We start from the raw sequence: 17,382 nt of genomic DNA on the forward strand, positions 1-17,382 counted from the left end.
CCGCGCTGATTCAGTTGTCGGAAATCTGGTGGCCGCCGGTGGACCGGGCCGAAAAACTGCCGCCTGCAACCCGTACGAAAAGCTCGGAGCCCTCGGGTGCCTGCGACGGGTGCCGCACGACGGCCTTCCGGGTATCCGCTGCCTGGTCTGCGCCTGCCACCTGCACCACGGCGTAGCCGCGGTCCAGCGTTTGCTGCGGTGAGAGGGAGCGCACCTGGTTGCGGAGGTGGACGACCTGGTCGGCGGCCCTCAGTACTGCGGTGCTGATGGCGGCGCGTGAGCGGCTGCTGAGTCGTGCAACGTCTTCGGCCCGGGAGCTGACCATGACTTCCGGCGAAGCGAGGACAGGCCTCGAATGCAGGGAGGCCATCCGGTCGGATTCGCGTTCCACCAGCCGCGTCACACCGCGCCTGAGCTGGTCGCGGGCCTGCCGAACCCTGGTGAGTTCTTCCGCGACGTCGGGAACGATCCTCTTTGCGGCATCCGTGGGCGTGGAGGCCCGGAGGTCGGCGACGTCGTCGAGGATGGGCCGGTCCGCCTCGTGCCCGATCGCGCTGACCACGGGTGTGGACGCGCCGGACACTGCCCTGATCAGGTCCTCATTGCTGAAGGGGAGCAGGTCCTCCAAAGCGCCGCCGCCGCGGGCGATGACGATGACGTCAACGTGGGGATCCGCATCGAGTTCGCGCAGCGCGCCAATGATCTGGGACACAGCCGTATTTCCCTGCACCGCCACTTCCCGGACCTCGAATTCGACGGCTGGCCACCGGAGCGCGGCGTTGCGAAGCACGTCCTTTTTGGCATCGGAGTCGCGTCCGGTGATGAGTCCGATCCGGTGGGGGAGGAGCGGCAGGCGTTTCTTCCGGGAATCCGCAAAAAGGCCTTCCATGGAAAGCGCGTGGCGGAGCCGCTCGATCCGCGCCAGCAGGTCTCCGAGCCCTACCGGACGGATGTCCTTCACCGACATGTTGATGCGTCCGGTCTTGAGCCAGAACTCTGCCTTCAGGAGTGCGACCACCCTGGAGCCCCGCTCCAGGGGAACCTCCTGGCGGTCCAGAACATTCGACCAGATGGACGCCGGTAGGGAGATTTCGGCGTCAACATCCCGGAGCGTCATGAAGGCACTGCCGCCGCGGCGGTTCAGCTCGATGACCTGGCCTTCGACCCACGCCGAGGGGGTTCGGTCGATGTGGGCTTTGAGTTTTTGGGACAGAAGCTGCAAGGGCCAAGGGTTGTCCGGGCTGGTTTCGGCAGCCGTCGCAGGAACCGTGGTTGCCGCGGGCATGTTGTCAGCCACGGGCGGACCGTGACGGGGTGGGAGCCTTGGGCATGGGAATCCTTTGCGGGTGGCAGTGCATCAAAACGGAATGGCATCAAACCAAATCAACTCTATCCATAGCTCTACCACTGTCCGCCGACATTTTTGCTTCCCCGCCGGCACCCCTAGGATGGCAGTACCGCCAACCAAACCTAGGAATCCCTTGCGCACTTTTGTCTCAGCTGCCGCCGTCATCCTTGGACTGCTGCTGGCCGCCGTCGCCGTTCCCGCCATCTGGGTGGACCGGAACATTGTGCAGGAGGACGGCTTTGTCTCCCTCGCCGCTCCGCTGGGCAAGGACTCTGTCTTCCAACAAAGGCTGGCATCCGCCGCGGTTGGCAGCATCGATCCGACCGGCCAGATTCCTGAACCGTTCGCGGAACTGGTGCAGCCGATCCTGGATTCAGCCGCCAAATCCCTGACAACGCTTCCCGGCTACCCCGCGGCGTGGGAGGAAACGCTGAGGAAGAGCCACCGCCTCAACTTCACGGCTTCCGGAACCGCCCCGTCGGAGGCCGAACCGTCCACGACCCTCACCCTGGATGTGGCACCCCTGGTGGGCCTGCTGACCCAGCAGATTTCGGACGCAACCAAAGTGCCGGTGGAGGCGCCGGAACAGACGCTGATCGACATTGGGCAGCCAAGCCAGCGGCAACTCGTGGACCAGGTGTCGGCCTACGCGCCCATGGGTTATGCGTTGGCCGCGGGATCGGCAATCGCCTTGCTGCTTGGCCTGATTGCCGCACGCCGGCGCTGGACCGTGCTGGTGGGGGCGGGGGCCGGAGCGCTGGTGCTGGCGGCGGTCTGGAAACTGGGCGCTGACGCAGTTGGCCTCGCGGTTGCCGGAACAGCCAGCGGGAACGAGGTGGCGGACATCTTCAAAAGCGAATTCGTCGCCGCGTCCTCCGACCGGTTCGGGCAGTGGATCCTGGCAACGCTCATCGCCGGGGCCGTCCTCATCGTGGCCGGCGTCATTTTCCGCGTCATTTTCCGCGTTGTTGCCGGCGCAGGCCGTGCCCTGCGTTCCCGGTAGCATTGAACAATGACCACCTCAGCTGTCTCCATCCCCATGCCTTCCATTCCGCGGAGGCGCCGTTCGCCTGAGGACGTACTGGCAGCGGCTCCGGTGTCAGGCCCCAAAAAGGTCCTGCTCGCGGCTCCCCGCGGCTACTGCGCCGGAGTGGACCGTGCCGTTATTGCCGTTGAGAAGGCGCTGGAACACTACGGTCCGCCGGTCTACGTCCGCAAACAGATCGTCCACAACGTCCACGTGGTCAGCTCCCTCGAGGAAAAGGGTGCCATCTTCGTTGACGAGACCGACGAGGTCCCCGAAGGCGCCCTGGTGATTTTTTCGGCCCACGGCGTGTCGCCCGCGGTAGTGCAGTCGGCCGAGGACCGTGGCCTTCGCACCATTGACGCCACATGCCCCCTGGTGACCAAGGTGCACCGCGAAGCTGTCCGCTTTGCCAAGGACGACTTCGACATCCTCCTGATCGGCCACGACGGCCACGAGGAAGTTGAGGGGACGGCCGGTGAAGCCCCCGAGCACATCCAGATCATCAACGGCCCGCACGAGGTAGATAAAGTGACGGTCCGGGACCCGGAAAAGGTCATCTGGCTTTCGCAGACCACGCTGAGCGTGGATGAAACGATGGAAACGGTCCGGCTGCTGAAAGAGCGTTTCCCGACGCTGCAGGATCCGCCCAGCGACGACATCTGCTACGCCACCACCAACCGGCAGGTGGCCATCAAGAAGATTTCCCCGCAGGCCGACCTGGTCATCGTGGTGGGCTCCGCCAACTCCTCCAACTCCGTCCGCCTTGTGGAGGTTGCCCTGGAATACGGCGCAAAAGCCTCCTACCGCGTTGACTTCGCCAACGAAGTGGACGAGGCCTGGTTCGAAGGTGTCGCCACTGTTGGGGTTACCTCTGGTGCATCCGTTCCGGAAGTGCTGGTCAAGGACGTGCTTCGGCTCCTCGCGGACTACGGCTACGGCGCCGTGGAGGAAGTGGTCACGGCAGAGGAAGACCTGCTCTTCTCCCTGCCCAAGGAGCTCCGGGCGACGCTGAAGAAATCCGGAGACGTGACCCGCGCCCTGGGCGGAAACAAGGCGCGGGCCTGACCCCTCCGGGATTCTGTCCTTGGCGCGACTAAGCGGCTGATTCCTCCGACTGGAGTTCGGGGGCGGCCACTGAGCGCGGGGTCACTTCGATGGCGGGCGGCGTGGTCAGCCCCTCGGCTTCAAGGGCGTTGAGCTTTCGGGCCGTGGGCAGGACGCGTGCTTCGAGCGTCCCGACCATCGAGTTGTAGCGGTCAACGGAAGTCTTGAGGGAAGACCCCAGCTTGGTCACGTTGTCGCCGAGTGTTCCCATGCGCTCGTAGAGCTGCCGGGCCAGCTCAAACAGCTCCCGGGCACTGTCCGTCAGCACGTCCTGGCGCCAGGTGAACGCCACCGACTTCAGTACGGCCAGCAGGGTGCCGGGGGAAGCGAGCACCACGTTCTTGTTCAGGGCATAGTCCAGGAGACCGGGATCAGCTGCCAGGGCGGCGGCCAGGATGGATTCCGCAGGCAGGAAGCAGATCACGAGCTCGGGTGAATTGCCCGGGATATCCCAGTACTTCTTGTTGCTCAGGGCGTCCACATGGGATTTCAATGCCTTTGCGTGTGCTGCCAGCAGCGCACTTTGTCCGTTGAGCGAGTGCCCGTGCTGTTGCTGTCCCGAGGACGGCCCCAGGTCCTGGGCTTCAAGGTAGGACGCCAGCGGCACCTTGGCGTCGACCACAAGCTGCTTCTCGCCCGGGAGCTGGACCACGAGGTCGGGCCGCAGGGCGTTGCCCGCCGCGGCGCTGTGGTGCTGCTCATGGAAATCCACGTGGCGGAGCATGCCGGCTGCTTCCACCACACGCCGCAGCTGGACTTCACCCCACTGGCCGCGGGCGCTGTTGGACCGCAGGGCGGACTCGAGGGCATGGGTTGAGCGAAGGAGCTGTTCGTCGGAGAGCCGGGCTTCCTGCAGTTGCTGTGCGAGCTGCCCGTACTGCTCCAGCCGGTCACGTTCCAGCAGGGACACCTGCTGCTGGACCGCCGTAAGCTTCTCCGCCACGGGAGCCAGGGCCCGGAGGACGCTGCCGTCCTGGTTGCGTGACTCGCCCAGCTCCCTGTTCTGTGCCGACAAAAGGCGCCGCTCGGCGTCGGCTGCCGCGAACTGGGCGCTGACCTCCGAAAGACGGGCCGAGACGCCGTCGAAATCCTGCTCCAGGGCAACGTTCCGCCGCCGGAACACGAGGTAGGTGAAGGCGGCGCCGATCAAGGCTCCGAGAATCAGCATCAGTAGGGCAAGTATCAGTGCAAAAGCGTCCATGGGTTCACTTTGGCACGGGCCTCTGACATTTTTAGCGCAGACCCACGCGCCGCCGCACAGCCGGCACACTGGCGACCAGCACTGCCCGCACGCTGCCGACCTGCGCCGCCGCCGGCGAACAGCTGCGATGAAAAGGAACGGGCTGCCGCAGGGTTCCGGACCGATTACCGGTAGAATCAATGCTCGTGGCTCTTACTATTGGCATCGTCGGACTGCCCAACGTCGGCAAATCAACCCTTTTCAACGCACTGACCCGCAATCAGGTGCTGGCCGCGAACTATCCGTTCGCCACCATCGAGCCGAATGTCGGCGTCGTGAACCTTCCGGATCCCCGCCTGGCGAAGCTGGCGGCCATCTTTGGATCCCAGCGGCTGCTGCCCGCCCCGGTGTCCTTCGTGGACATCGCCGGGATCGTGAAAGGTGCGTCGGAGGGCGAAGGCCTGGGCAACAAGTTCCTCGCCAACATCCGCGAGGCCGAGGCCATCGCCCAGGTTGTCCGTGTGTTCGACGACCCCGACGTGATTCACGTCGACGGCAAGGTGGATCCCAGCTCGGATATGGAGACCATCAACACTGAGCTGATCCTGGCCGACCTTCAGACCATCGAAAATGCGATTCCCCGGATCGAAAAAGAAGTCAAGATCAAGAAGCGGGAAGCTGCCGAGCTGGCTGCCATCAAGGCGGCCCAGGCTGTGCTGGAGCGTGGCGACACCATTTTCGCCTCGGTCAAGAGCGACAAACTGGAGATGGAGCACCTCAAGGAGCTCAGCCTCCTGACCGCCAAGCCCTTCATCTACGTCTTCAACGCGGACGAAGGCATTCTGGGCAGTCCGGAGAAGCAGGACGAACTGCGGGCCATGGTTGCCCCGGCGGACGCCATCTTCCTCGACGCCAAGCTCGAGTCCGACCTCGTCGAGCTGGATGAGGAAGAGGCCCGCGAAATGCTGGAGATGAACGGCCAGGACGAATCCGGCCTCGACCAGCTTGCCCGCGTCGGCTTCCACACCCTGGGACTGCAGACCTACCTGACGGCAGGGCCCAAGGAAACGCGTGCCTGGACCATCCACCAGGGCGACACCGCACCGCAGGCCGCCGGCGTGATCCACTCCGACTTCCAGCGCGGCTTCATCAAGGCCGAAGTTGTCTCCTTCGACGACCTCATCGAGGCCGGCTCCATGGCCGAGGCGAAGGCCCGCGGGAAGGTCCGCATCGAAGGCAAGGAATACGTCATGTCCGACGGCGACGTCGTGGAGTTCCGCTTCAACGTGTAGCAGGCAGCGCCGTAAAGGCACAGCCATAGTCAGTGATTGAGCATTAACAGCAAAAGCCCCGATTCCCTTGGATCGGGGCTTTTGCTGTGATTGGCCCCGTTCCCGTCCGGCCTTTTGCGCATCAAGGTTCTCCAACGATTTAAAGTGGCACAGCTTGCCCATTGTTGCAGCTCGGTAACAACCTTTACCCATGGGCAACTTTGGTCCCACGGGCGCACCTTTCGGGTTTAGGCTACTGCTCATGTGAGGCCAGCCACATTCTCACTGGGGGAATGGGCGGTCTGGCCGACGCCTACAGCGGCGGTCTTTTCAAACCACAGAAACATAGGAGGCGGAATGCGCTTCGGTCGTATTTCCAAAGCGGTAGGCGTCGCGGCAGCTGCCGCGCTTGCTCTCAGCGCCTGCGCCGGCAACAGCGGCGGGACAACCCCGTCCAGCGCTACTGCCGGCAAACAGGGTGGCTCAGCCACGGTGGTCGAGGTGAACGCTTTCAACACGTTCAACCCGAACACTGCCGACGGCAACACTGACATCAACTCGAAGATCAGCTATGCCACCCACTCGGGTTTCTACTACATCGACAATCAGCTGAACGTTGTCCGCAACGAGAAGTTCGGCAAGATGGAAAAGACTTCCGATGACCCGCTGACGGTCAAGTACACCGTCAACGAGGGCGTGAAGTGGTCCGACGGAACCCCGGTCACGGCAGCCGACCTCCTGCTGCAGTGGGCAGCGTTCTCCGGCTACTACGACGACGCCGACTCAGAGGCGAAGACGGGCACGCAGTACTTCTCCTACGCCGGTGACCCCACCGGCCTCAAGCTCACCGATTTCCCTGAACTCGGCGACGACAACCGCACGATGACCATCAAGTACGCCAAGCCGTTTGCTGACTGGGAAACCGTCCTGGGCGGTCCGGGCATTGACATCGCGGCCCACGTGATGGCCAAGAAGGCAGGCCTCACTGACGCCAAGGCACTGGTGGACTACCTCAAGGAAAAGCCCAAGGGCGACGCCAAAGCCCCCAAGCCGGCCGATGAGAAGCTGAAGGCCATGGCTGACTTCTGGAACACCGGGTTCGACACCAAGACCCTGCCGTCGGACCCCAGCCTCTACCTCTCCAACGGCCCGTACATTGTCAAGAGCGTCACGCAGGACCAATCGCTGACCATGGTCCGTAACAAGGATTACAACTGGGGCCCGGAGGCGAGCCTGGACGAAATCACGGTCCGCTACATCGGCTCCGCTCCGGCGCAGGTGCAGGCACTGAAGAACGGCGAAGCGGACATCATTGCTCCGCAGGCTTCCGCCGACACCATCGAGCAGCTCAAGGCACTCGAAAGCCAGGGCGTGACCGTGGAACAGGGCAACCAGCTCTCCTACGACCACATCGACCTGAACTACTCCGGTCCGCTGGCCGAAAAGAGCGTCCGCGAGGCGTTCATGAAGACCGTCCCCCGCAAGGACATCGTCGACAAGATCGTGAAGAAGCTCGATCCGGAAGCCAAGCCGCTCGACTCCCAGCTGTTCGTTCCGGCCCAGGCTGCTTACGAGGAGTCTGCAAAGAACAACGGCTCTTCGGCCTACCAGGACGTGGACATTGACGGCGCCAAGGCTCTTCTCGCCGGCAAGACCCCTGAGATCCGCATCATGTACAACAAGGACAACCCCAACCGTGTTGATGCCTTCTCCCTGATCCGCGAGTCGGCCACCAAGGCCGGGTTCAAGATCGTTGACGGCGGTCTCGGTGCTTCTGACTGGGGCAAGGCCCTGGGCGACGGCAGCTACGACGCCACGATCTTCGGCTGGATCAACCCGGGTGTCGGCGTTTCCGGCGTCCCGCAGATCTTCCGCAGCGGCAACGGTTCCAACTTCAACCTGTTCAGCGATCCTGAAGCCGACAAGCTGATGGACGAGCTGATCGTCACCACCGACCGCAGCAAGCAAGATGAGCTGATTACGCAGATCGACAAGAAGATCTGGGACTCCGCTTATGGTCTTCCGCTCTTCCAGTCCGTGGGCGTGGACGCGTACAGCGACCGCATCACCGGTGTGAAGTTCATGCCGAACCAGACGGGTGTCTGGTGGAACTTCTGGGAGTGGGCTGAGAAGTAAAGCCCCCGCTCAGCGAGCTAACAGCAGGTGAAGGCGCCGGGACAGCAGTAGCGTCCCGGCGCCTTCGCTGGCACCACCGGCATTCGCCGGCTTTCCGCCCACCTCACTCGGCAAGCCGGACTGACTCTGCGATGGGCCCGGTCAGATCCCGGCCCGGATATCGAGGCTTACCACCATGGTGACGTACATCGTCCGGCGGCTTATTACTGCCGCACTCATACTTCTCGGGGCATCATTCCTCGTGTACCTCCTGACAGCGTCGTCCGGAGATCCACTGGAGGAATTCCGTGCCAGCAGTGCCGCCAACAAACAACAGCTCATGGACTCGCGCAGCCAGCTCCTTGACCTGGACACGCCGGCCCCCCTCCGGTACTTCAAATGGCTTGGCGGAGCGGCCAAATGCCTGGTTCCCTTCGGCGGCTCGTGCGACCTCGGCAAGAACATCGCGGGGCAGCCAATAACGGAGGCCCTCGGCTTCGCGCTGGTCCAGACCCTGACGCTCGTCACCGGCGCCACCGTCCTGGCAATCCTGATCGGTATTGCCCTTGGCATCATCACGGCCCTTCGGCAGTACAGCGCCCTCGACTATGGCGTGACGTTCATGGCGTTCCTGTTCTTCTCGCTCCCCATCTTCTGGGTTGCCGTGCTGCTGAAGGAATACGGTGCCATCGGCTTCAACGATTTCCTCCGCAATCCCGAAATACCGCTGCCGGCGGCCCTGGGGATAGGTGCCATAGCGGGCGTGATCGTTGCGGTTGCCGTCGGTGGAGCGGCCCGCCGCCGGCTCGTTTCAGGCGGCATCGTTTTCCTCGCTGCCAGCCTTATCCTGATCTACTTCTCCGTTGTGCAGTGGTTCCGGAACCCCGGACTAGGCCCGGTGGTCATTGCGATTGCAGGGGTGGGCCTCGCCTTCGCCGTGACAGTCCTCGTGGCCGGGCTCAAGAACAGGCGTGCCCTGCAGTCCGCGTTGATCGTGGTGGCACTTGGAGTGGTTGCCTACTTCGCGGTCCAGCCGCTCCTGAACGAGGCGACGGCGCTCATGATAGTCCTGCTGGGCATCGCGACAATCGGTGTGGGCGTGGCAACGGGCTACCTCATGGGCGGCTACGATCGCGGCCAGTCGATGCGCGCCGCCGGGATAACAGCCTTCCTCGTGGGCGGACTCATCCTGATGGACCGCTTTATGCAGGCCTGGCCCACCTACTTCAACAACAGCAGGGTCAGGGGGAGGCCGATCGCCACGATCGGTGCCGGCACCCCGAACATCCAGGGCGACTTCTGGGTCCTGAGCCTGGACACCTTCACGCACCTGATTCTTCCGACCATGGCCCTCATCCTTGTTTCGTTGGCAAGCTACACGCGGTTCACCAGGTCGTCCATGCTGGAAATCATGAACATGGACTACATCAGGACAGCCCGCGCCAAGGGACTCTCCGAGCGGTCCGTGGTGATGGGCCACGCGTTCCGCAACGCGCTGATTCCCATCGCCACCATCGTGGCCTTCGATATCGGGGCGCTCATCGGCGGTGCCGTCATTACGGAGACGGTGTTCTCGGTGCGGGGAATGGGGTTCCTCTTCCTGGACGGCATCATGCACACTGACCCGAACCCCGTGATGGGCGTCTTCGTCTGTGTGGCAGTGACCGCGATGGTGTTCAACCTGATAGCAGACCTTGCGTACTCCGCACTCGATCCCCGCGTAAGGATTAAGGCATGAGCCAGCCAACCCAGCAGGAAGAATTCCTCGCCGAGCACTCGCACCCCCGGCCGCCGGGAGTGTCCTTCGAACCGGAAGCGAAGGGGCTGAGCCAGGGGCAGATTGTCCGCAAACGGTTCCTGGGCCACAGCGGGGCCATCGCCGGCCTTTTCATCTTTGTCTCTATCTTCCTGTTGGCCTTCACATCGGTCGGCTGGGCAGGCATTCCGGGCTGGTGGAAATACGACCACCTCGATGTGTCGCCGCTGGTCAACGACGGCGTTCCGACGGCATCCCTTTGGCTGCCTGCCTGGGGCGAACACCCCTTCGGGCAGGACCGGATCGGCCGGGACCTCTTCGCCATGACCATGCGCGGAGCCCAGCAGTCCATCACCATCATGATCCTGATCGGGACCATCGCCGGCCTGCTGGGCACCGTCATCGGCGGCCTGTCCGGGTACTTCCGAGGCTGGGTGGAAGCGGTCCTGATGCGGATCACGGACGTCATCATCATCATCCCGGTGCTGCTGCTTGCCGCCGTGGTGGCCCAGTCCGTCAACCGCAGGGACCAGGGCGGCTGGTTTTCGGGCTTCGCGGCCAGCAACGGCATCCTGATCCTGGGCATCTTCCTTGGCCTGGTCAGCTGGGTCGGCCTGGCGCGGCTGATGCGCGGGGAGTTCCTCACGCTGCGTGAACGGGAGTTCGTCGACGCAGCCCGTATCTCCGGGGCCAGCAATGCACGGATCATTTTCAAGCACATCCTGCCCAATGCCATCGGCGTCCTGATCGTCAACGTGACCCTGACCATGTCCGCTGCCATCCTCCTGGAAACGGCACTGAGCTACCTCGGCGTCGGCGTGAAGTCCCCGGACACCTCGTTGGGCCTGCTTATCTCGCAGAACCAGGAAGCGTTCTCCACCCGGCCGTGGCTGTTCTGGTTCCCGGGCCTCTTCATTGTGCTGATCTGCCTGAGCATCAACTTCATCGGCGACGGACTTCGGGACGCGTTCGATCCGAGGCAGAAGAAGTTCAACGCCAAGAAGGCCAAGGACACAAAGCCTGCCGGAGCGCCGGAGAAGGCTCCGGCTGCTGCAGCCGACGGGTCTGCGGGCGACTGAATGCGGGCTGTCCGGGCATCCGCCCTACGGAACTGCGACCCCCCAGTAGCTGGCGGCAAGGAGCACCACGGTGGTGGCGACCGCCGTCCAGCGAAATGTCACGCTGACAGCCGTGGTCTCGGCATTTCCGGCGTCCAGGGTGCCGGCTTCGACCAGCTCTTCCCAACGGCCACGAACCAGCCGGGCTGCCTGGCCGGAGTCAGTTGTTTTCAGGTCACCCGGGCGAACGGACTGTCCGGGTCCGTAGGTCGCGGAAGGAAGGCCCTTGAGATCCTCAGGGCGGGCGTTCCGGCCACCCCAGATGCCCGGCGCGGGGGCGGCCCAGGAGGCGTAGCTCCTGGCCGGTGTGACCAGCGTCAGGGCGTACCGGGTATCGACGTTCACCAGGGCGGCCCACGGGACGTCAATGGAGCGGAACGGATTCTCCAGCGTGATGCCGCGGTCGTGCACCACCACGGAGGGCATCCAGAACAGCAGCCAGCCGAGAAAACCGATCAGCAGCAGCGGGCCCGTACCCAGCAGCGCTGCCGGCCCGCCGGCCGCCGCAGTGACAACAAGGCCGACGGCGGCGACCAGCCAGGAAAGCCAGGCGAACCATTTGTTCGTGCGGGCTTTGAAGACTTCAACATTTCCGGCGTGCGGCATACTGCTCATGCCCCCAATAATTCAGGATTCCAGGCCACAGCACTAATCTCCGGTGCTGGCGTGGCTTGGGCGGAAGGGAACCCGTCATGACTGACAACATCACCCCGAACCAGGACACCGCCCCGGTGCAGGAGCCCGCCAAGGGAGCGGTAGTCCTCGAGGTCCGCGATCTCAGCGTCGACTTCGGCGTGGACAAAAAATGGGTGCCCGCCGCCATCGGCCTGAATTATGAGGTTCGTGCCGGGGAAGTCCTTGCCATCGTGGGGGAGTCCGGCTCCGGCAAGAGCGCCAGTTCCATGGCCCTGCTGGGTCTCCTGCCCAGCAACAGCCGGGTATCCGGCAGCGTCCGCCTCTCCGGCAAGGAGCTCCTCGGGGCCAATGCCGCCAACATCCGGGAGGTCCGCGGCAAGGATGTGGCCGTGATCTTCCAGGAGCCCATGACCGCCCTCAACCCTGTGTACACGGTCGGGGCGCAGATCGTTGAGACGGTGCGGCTCCACAATGAAGTCTCACCGGACCAGGCCAGGGAACGTGCCCTGCGGATGCTGGAACTGGTGGAACTGCCGGACCCGGAAAAGGCGTTCAAGTCCTACCCCCACCAGCTCTCGGGCGGCCAGCGGCAACGGGCCATGATCGCGCAGTCGCTGTCCTGTGACCCCAAACTGCTGATTGCCGATGAGCCCACCACGGCCCTGGACGTCACCGTCCAGGCCGAGATCCTGGATCTCATCCGCAACCTGCGGAACAAGCTGGACAGCGCCATTGTGCTCATCACCCATGACATGGGCGTGGTGGCGGACCTGGCAGACCGGATCGCCGTCATGCGGCGGGGGCTGATTGTTGAAACGGGAACCGCCGAGCAGGTCTTCCGCAACCCCCGGCATGAATACACCCAGGCACTGCTGGCGGCAGTGCCGCACCTCGGCCAGGGCGGTGCGGACCAGGGCGCCGAGGTGGACGTCACCGCCGCGCTGGCTGCCGCCGCGCACGCTGAACTGGAGTCAGTGGACCACGACGACCTGGTCCGCCGCGAGCGCGAGAACGCTGCGGCGCTGGCTGCCGCGGCCGCGGAACGGCCCCAGGGCGAACCGGTCCTGGAACTCACGGATGTAGCCATCGAATACCCCAAGCAGGGCCGCGTACCGGCCTTCAGGGCCGTGGAGGGTGCAAACCTCGTGATCTACCCCGGCCAAGTTGTGGGTCTCGTGGGCGAATCAGGCTCGGGCAAGACCACCATCGGCAGGGCCGCTGTGGGGCTGCTTCCCGTCGCAGCCGGCACCATGCGGGTGGTGGGCCAGGACATTTCCGCTGCCAAAAAGAACGGGAAGCAGCTGCACCAGGTCCGGCGCCACATCGGCATGGTGTTCCAGGACCCGTCGTCGTCGTTGAATCCCCGCCTTCCGATCGGCGAGAGCATCGGCGAACCCATGTTCCTTGCCGGGGAGGCCAAGGGAAGCGGGCTGCAGAAACGGATCGAGGCCCTGCTTGACCAGGTTGAGCTCCCGAGGAGTTACCGGAACCGCTACCCGCATGAGTTGTCCGGCGGGCAGAAGCAGCGCGTGGGCATCGCGCGGGCACTGTCGCTCAAACCGAAGCTGATGGTGGCGGACGAACCGACGTCGGCACTTGACGTGTCCGTGCAGGCAAAAGTGCTTGAACTGTTCCAGAACCTCCAGAAGGACCTCGGCTTTGCCTGCCTGTTCGTGACGCACGACCTGGCAGTGGTCGACGTGCTGGCCGACCGGATTTGCGTGATGCAGCGGGGCAGGATCGTGGAGCAGGGCTCCCGGGACCAGATCCTGCGCAACCCGCAGGAGCCCTACACGCAGCGCCTCCTTGCTGCGGTGCCCCTGCCGGATCCCGAAAAACAGCGTGAGCGCAGGGAGTTGCGGGCACAGTTGCTGGCGAGTGGAGTGGAGTAGCGTCCGTCACATCACGGGTAGCATACCAGTGAGTAACATGTGACTTGAAATACACCTGAGTTGACGCGAATGGTCAAATTGTGACCCGGTCACGGTTTGGCAACAGAGTTCCATTATCTGGACATGTTGGGGTTAGGCTACTCACTTATGTATGCCACGTCACAGGACACCTCTGTGCCTGGGCCTGCAGGGAAAACACGATTTTCCCTACTCAACTCCCACAACTCATAGGAGGCGGAATGCGTTTTTCGCGCACTTCCAAAGCACTGGGCATGGTTGCCATCGCAGCCCTAGCCCTGACCGGATGCGGCGCCGGAGGCGGCGCCACTGACGGTGGCAGCCAGGCTGCCGGCGACCCCAACAAGGTCATCACCGCGTACAGCAATGAACCGCAGCACCCCCTGATGCCCGCCGACACCAGCGAAGTCTACGGTGGCCGCGTGGTTGAGCTCCTGTTCGAGGGCCTGCGCAGCTACGACCCCAGCGGCAAGTCGGTCAACGCGCTGGCCGAGTCCATCGAATCCGCGGACGGCCAGAACTACACCATCAAGGTGAAGTCAGGCGGCAAGTTCACCAACGGCGAGGCCGTAACGGCCAAGAGCTTCGTTGATGCCTGGAATTTCGCCGCGCTGAGCACCAACGCCCAGAACAACAGCAGCTTCTTCGAATCCATCGAGGGCTACGACGCCGTCAGTGCCACCAAGACCGAGAAGGGCGCGGACGGCAAGGACATCGACGTCCCGGCCCCCACCGCGCAGACTCTCTCGGGCCTGGTTCTCAAGGACGATTCCACCATCACGGTCAAGCTGGCACAGCCCGAGGCTGACTGGCCGCTGCGCCTGGGCTACTCGGCTTTCATGCCGCTGCCCGCGGACGCCATCAAGGACCCGAAGAAGTTCGGCGAGAACCCGATCGGCAACGGTCCGTACAAGATGGCCAAGGAAGGCGCCTGGCAGCACGACAGCCAGATCGAACTGGTCAAGAACGCCGACTACCAGGGTCCGCGTGCTGCCAAGAACGGCGGCGTGACCTTCAAGTTCTACACCGATCCGGCCCCGGCCTACACCGACATCCAGGCCAACAACCTCGACGTCACGGACGTTCTGCCGACCGATGCCCTCAAGACCTACACCACGGACTTCCCTGAGAACCACCTCAACAAGCCGTATGCAGGTAACGCCACCCTGAACATCCCGGGCTACCTGCCCGAGTTCCAGGGCGAAGCGGGCAAGCTCCGCCGCCAGGCCCTCTCCATGGCCATCAACCGCGACGAGATCACCAAGGTCATCTTCTCCGGAACCCGCATCCCGGCGAAGGACTTCACGTCCCCGGCCGTTGACGGCTACAACGACAATGTTGCCGGCTCAGATGTCCTCAAGTTTGACGCCGCCAAGGCCAAGGACCTCTGGACCCAGGCTGACGCGATCAGCCCCTGGCCGGCTGACAAGACCCTGCAGCTTGCCTACAACACCGACGGCGGCAACAAGGAATGGATCGACGCCGTTGCCAACAACTTCAAGAACAACCTGGGCATCAAGGCTGAAGGCCAGCCCTTCGCCAAGTTCGCCGAGATCCTGAAGCTGCGGACCGCCACGGACCTGCCGGGCCTGACCCGAGCGGGGTGGCAGGCAGACTACCCGTCGCTGTTCAACTTCCTGGGCCCCGTCCTGAAGACTGGGGCCAGCGCCAACTACGAGGCCTACACGAACCCTGAGTTCGACAAGCTGCTCACCGAAGGCCTGGCCGCGAAGTCCACGGATGACGCCAACAAGAAGTTCACCCAGGCCCAGGAGATTCTCTTCCAGGATCTCCCCAACCTGCCCTTGTGGTATCAGGCACGCCAGGCCGTCTGGAGCCAGAACGTCAGCAACGTTGACTCCGGCTGGAACGGTGTCCTGCAGTACTGGGCCATCACCGCCAAGTAGTCCTCGGAACAAATCCACGTCAAAAAGCTAGTGGGGGTTCGGCCATAAGCCGGGCCCCCATAGCCTTGGAACCGGCACGAAAGCTGTCCTACATGAACCCCCTTAGCCCCACAAACGCTCAGGAGACGTTGCTGTGATCCAGTACATTCTCCGGCGCCTATTGCAGATTATTCCGGTCTTCATCGGAACCACGCTGCTCGTCTACTTCATGGTCTTCGCCCTTCCCGGGGACCCCATCCGTGCGCTGTTCGGCGACCGTCCCCCCAGCGAAGCCGTCATCGCGCAGCTCCGCCAGCAGTACAACCTCGACCAGCCGTTCTGGGTGCAGTACGGGCTCTTCCTCAAGAACCTGTTCACCTTCAACCTCGGCGTCGATTTCACCGGCCAGCCCATCGCGGCGACCCTGGGCCGGATCTTCCCCGTCACCGTCATGCTGGCCGTCGAAGCCCTCATTATCCAGACTGTCTTCGGCGTGACCTTCGGCCTCATCGCCGGACTCCGCAAGGGCAAGGTGTTCGATGCGACGGTGCTTATCGCGTCCCTGGTGGTCATCGCCATCCCCACCTTTGTGCTCGGCTTCGTCCTGCAGCTGCTGGTGGGTGTTCAGCTCGGCTGGGCCAAGCCGACTGTTGGCGCCACCGCGGACTGGGGCAACCTGATCCTTCCTGCCACGGTGCTGGGTCTGGTTTCCTTCGCCTACGTCCTGCGGCTCACGCGTGCCTCGGTTATCGAAAACATGAACGCCGACTACGTGCGCACCGCCACCGCGAAAGGCTTGTCACGGCCGCGCGTCGTGGTCACCCACATCCTGCGCAACTCAATGATTCCGGTCATCACCTACCTGGGCGCCAGCCTCGGCGGCCTGATGGGTGGCGCCATTGTCACGGAGAGTATCTTCAACGTCCCGGGCGTCGGCCAAAAGCTGTTCCAGGCCGTCATCCGCAGCGAGGGCCCCACCGTGGTCGCGATTGTCAGCGTCCTGGTGCTCGTCTTCGTCATTGCCAACCTGTTGGTCGATTTGCTGTACGCCTGGCTTGATCCAAGGATCCGTTATGAAAACTAATCGCGAAATCGAGCACTTCGTTGCCCCCGTGGAGGAGACCCCTCTGCTCGCAACGGACTCGCTCAAAACAGACCAGGCACCGCTGAGCCTCTGGGCAGACGCCTGGCGCAAGCTCCGCCGTCGTCCGCTGTTCATCATCTCCACGGTGATGATCGCCTTGATCATCATTGTGGCGCTCTTTCCGGGCCTGTTCACCCAGGTGGCGCCCAACGACAACTGCCAGCTGGCGAATTCCGACGGCGCTCCGGCATCCGGGCATCCCCTCGGCTTTACCTTCCAAGGCTGTGACGTGTACTCCCGCATCATCCACGGCACCCAGGCATCGCTGATGGTGGGCGTCTTCTCGGTGCTGTTCGTCCTCATCATCGGGGTCACCCTAGGCGCTCTCGCCGGGTTCTACGGTGGCTGGATCGACGCTGTCATCGCCCGTCTCGGCGATATCTTCTTCGCCCTGCCGCTTATTCTGGGCGCACTGGTTGTCTCGCAGCTTCCGTTCATGCGTGAAAACCGGGGCGTGTGGACTGTGGTCATGGTCCTGGTGGTCCTGGGCTGGCCGCAGATGGCCCGCATTACGCGTGGAGCCGTGATCGAAGTGCGCAACGCCGACTTCGTGACCGCTGCCCGTTCGCTGGGCGTCTCACGCATCGACTCCCTCGTCAGGCACGTTCTGCCGAACGCCCTCGCGCCGATCATTGTCCTGGCCACCATGGAGCTCGGCGTCTTCATCGTCGCGGAAGCCACGCTGTCCTTCATCGGCATCGGGCTTCCCGGCAGCATCATGTCCTGGGGCAACGACATCGCAGCCGCCAAGTCCTCTGTCCGCACCAACCCGGCGATCCTGCTCTATCCGGCAATAGCGCTGTCCGTCACCGTCCTGAGCTTTATCATGCTCGGCGACGCCCTGCGCGACGCCCTCGATCCGAAGAGCCGTCAACGATGAACGAGGC

Annotated in this window: 13 protein-coding genes; 10 read left to right on the plus strand and 3 right to left on the minus strand. The window is 63.6% G+C overall.

The genetic code is table 11. The features are described from left to right. Positions 1-10: 10 nt before the first annotated feature. On the minus strand, positions 11-1,285 hold the full coding sequence (gene xseA, locus CXQ91_RS01450; protein WP_104172409.1) for an exodeoxyribonuclease VII large subunit: 1,275 nt from the start codon (positions 1,283-1,285) through the stop codon (positions 11-13). A gap of 196 nt (positions 1,286-1,481) precedes the next feature. Here xseA and CXQ91_RS01455 point away from each other — a divergent pair, with 196 nt between their 5' ends. Together CXQ91_RS01455 and CXQ91_RS01460 are read left to right on the plus strand one after the other, a co-directional pair. After that, on the plus strand, positions 1,482-2,351 hold the full coding sequence (locus CXQ91_RS01455) for a hypothetical protein (protein WP_104172141.1): 870 nt from the start codon (positions 1,482-1,484) through the stop codon (positions 2,349-2,351). 9 nt (positions 2,352-2,360) lie between these two features. Next, positions 2,361-3,440, plus strand: a complete 1,080-nt coding sequence (locus CXQ91_RS01460; protein ID WP_104172142.1) for a 4-hydroxy-3-methylbut-2-enyl diphosphate reductase — start codon at positions 2,361-2,363, stop codon at positions 3,438-3,440. A 28-nt stretch (positions 3,441-3,468) separates the two neighbouring features. Here the strand turns inward: CXQ91_RS01460 and CXQ91_RS01465 are convergent, their stop codons facing one another. Next, positions 3,469-4,680, minus strand: coding sequence for a DNA recombination protein RmuC (locus CXQ91_RS01465; protein WP_104172143.1), 1,212 nt, complete (start codon positions 4,678-4,680; stop codon positions 3,469-3,471). 185 nt (positions 4,681-4,865) lie between these two features. Between CXQ91_RS01465 and ychF the strand changes: the two genes are divergently transcribed. The 4 genes from ychF (at position 4,866) to CXQ91_RS01485 (ending at position 10,880) form a co-directional block, all read left to right on the plus strand. Then, positions 4,866-5,951 carry a redox-regulated ATPase YchF gene (ychF, locus tag CXQ91_RS01470; RefSeq protein ID WP_104172410.1) on the plus strand — a complete coding sequence of 362 codons (1,086 nt, stop codon included), beginning with the start codon at positions 4,866-4,868 and terminating at the stop codon, positions 5,949-5,951. Between the two features lie 336 nt (positions 5,952-6,287). Continuing rightward, positions 6,288-8,066 (plus strand): ABC transporter family substrate-binding protein, encoded by a 1,779-nt coding sequence (locus CXQ91_RS01475; protein ID WP_104172144.1) that lies wholly within the window; start codon positions 6,288-6,290, stop codon positions 8,064-8,066. Positions 8,067-8,241: 175 nt separating this feature from the next. Beyond that, a complete protein-coding gene (locus CXQ91_RS01480; protein ID WP_104172145.1) occupies positions 8,242-9,783 on the plus strand; it encodes an ABC transporter permease in 1,542 nt (513 codons plus the stop codon). Beyond that, positions 9,780-10,880, plus strand: coding sequence for an ABC transporter permease (locus CXQ91_RS01485; RefSeq protein ID WP_104172146.1), 1,101 nt, complete (start codon positions 9,780-9,782; stop codon positions 10,878-10,880). Before CXQ91_RS01480 ends, CXQ91_RS01485 begins: the two co-directional genes overlap by 4 nt. A 24-nt stretch (positions 10,881-10,904) precedes the next feature. Here the strand turns inward: CXQ91_RS01485 and CXQ91_RS01490 are convergent, their stop codons facing one another. After that, positions 10,905-11,534: a PH domain-containing protein gene (locus CXQ91_RS01490; protein WP_181038733.1), complete on the minus strand. Its 630-nt coding sequence runs from the start codon at positions 11,532-11,534 to the stop codon at positions 10,905-10,907. A 77-nt stretch (positions 11,535-11,611) separates the two neighbouring features. Here CXQ91_RS01490 and CXQ91_RS01495 point away from each other — a divergent pair, with 77 nt between their 5' ends. The 4 genes from CXQ91_RS01495 to CXQ91_RS01510 all read left to right on the plus strand — a co-directional run bounded on the left by CXQ91_RS01495 (position 11,612) and on the right by CXQ91_RS01510 (position 17,375). Beyond that, a complete protein-coding gene (locus CXQ91_RS01495; protein ID WP_104172148.1) occupies positions 11,612-13,447 on the plus strand; it encodes an ABC transporter ATP-binding protein in 1,836 nt (611 codons plus the stop codon). 239 nt (positions 13,448-13,686) lie between these two features. Continuing rightward, on the plus strand, positions 13,687-15,372 hold the full coding sequence (locus CXQ91_RS01500) for an ABC transporter substrate-binding protein (protein ID WP_104172149.1): 1,686 nt from the start codon (positions 13,687-13,689) through the stop codon (positions 15,370-15,372). 133 nt (positions 15,373-15,505) lie between these two features. Further along, positions 15,506-16,435, plus strand: coding sequence for an ABC transporter permease (locus tag CXQ91_RS01505; protein ID WP_104172150.1), 930 nt, complete (start codon positions 15,506-15,508; stop codon positions 16,433-16,435). Next, positions 16,425-17,375: an ABC transporter permease gene (locus CXQ91_RS01510; protein ID WP_104172151.1), complete on the plus strand. Its 951-nt coding sequence runs from the start codon at positions 16,425-16,427 to the stop codon at positions 17,373-17,375. Before CXQ91_RS01505 ends, CXQ91_RS01510 begins: the two co-directional genes overlap by 11 nt. The last annotated feature ends 7 nt before the right edge of the window (positions 17,376-17,382 follow it).

Origin of the sequence: Arthrobacter sp. Y81 (assembly GCF_002929335.1) — a bacterium.
In the GTDB taxonomy this organism is placed as follows: Bacteria; Actinomycetota; Actinomycetes; order Actinomycetales; family Micrococcaceae; genus Arthrobacter.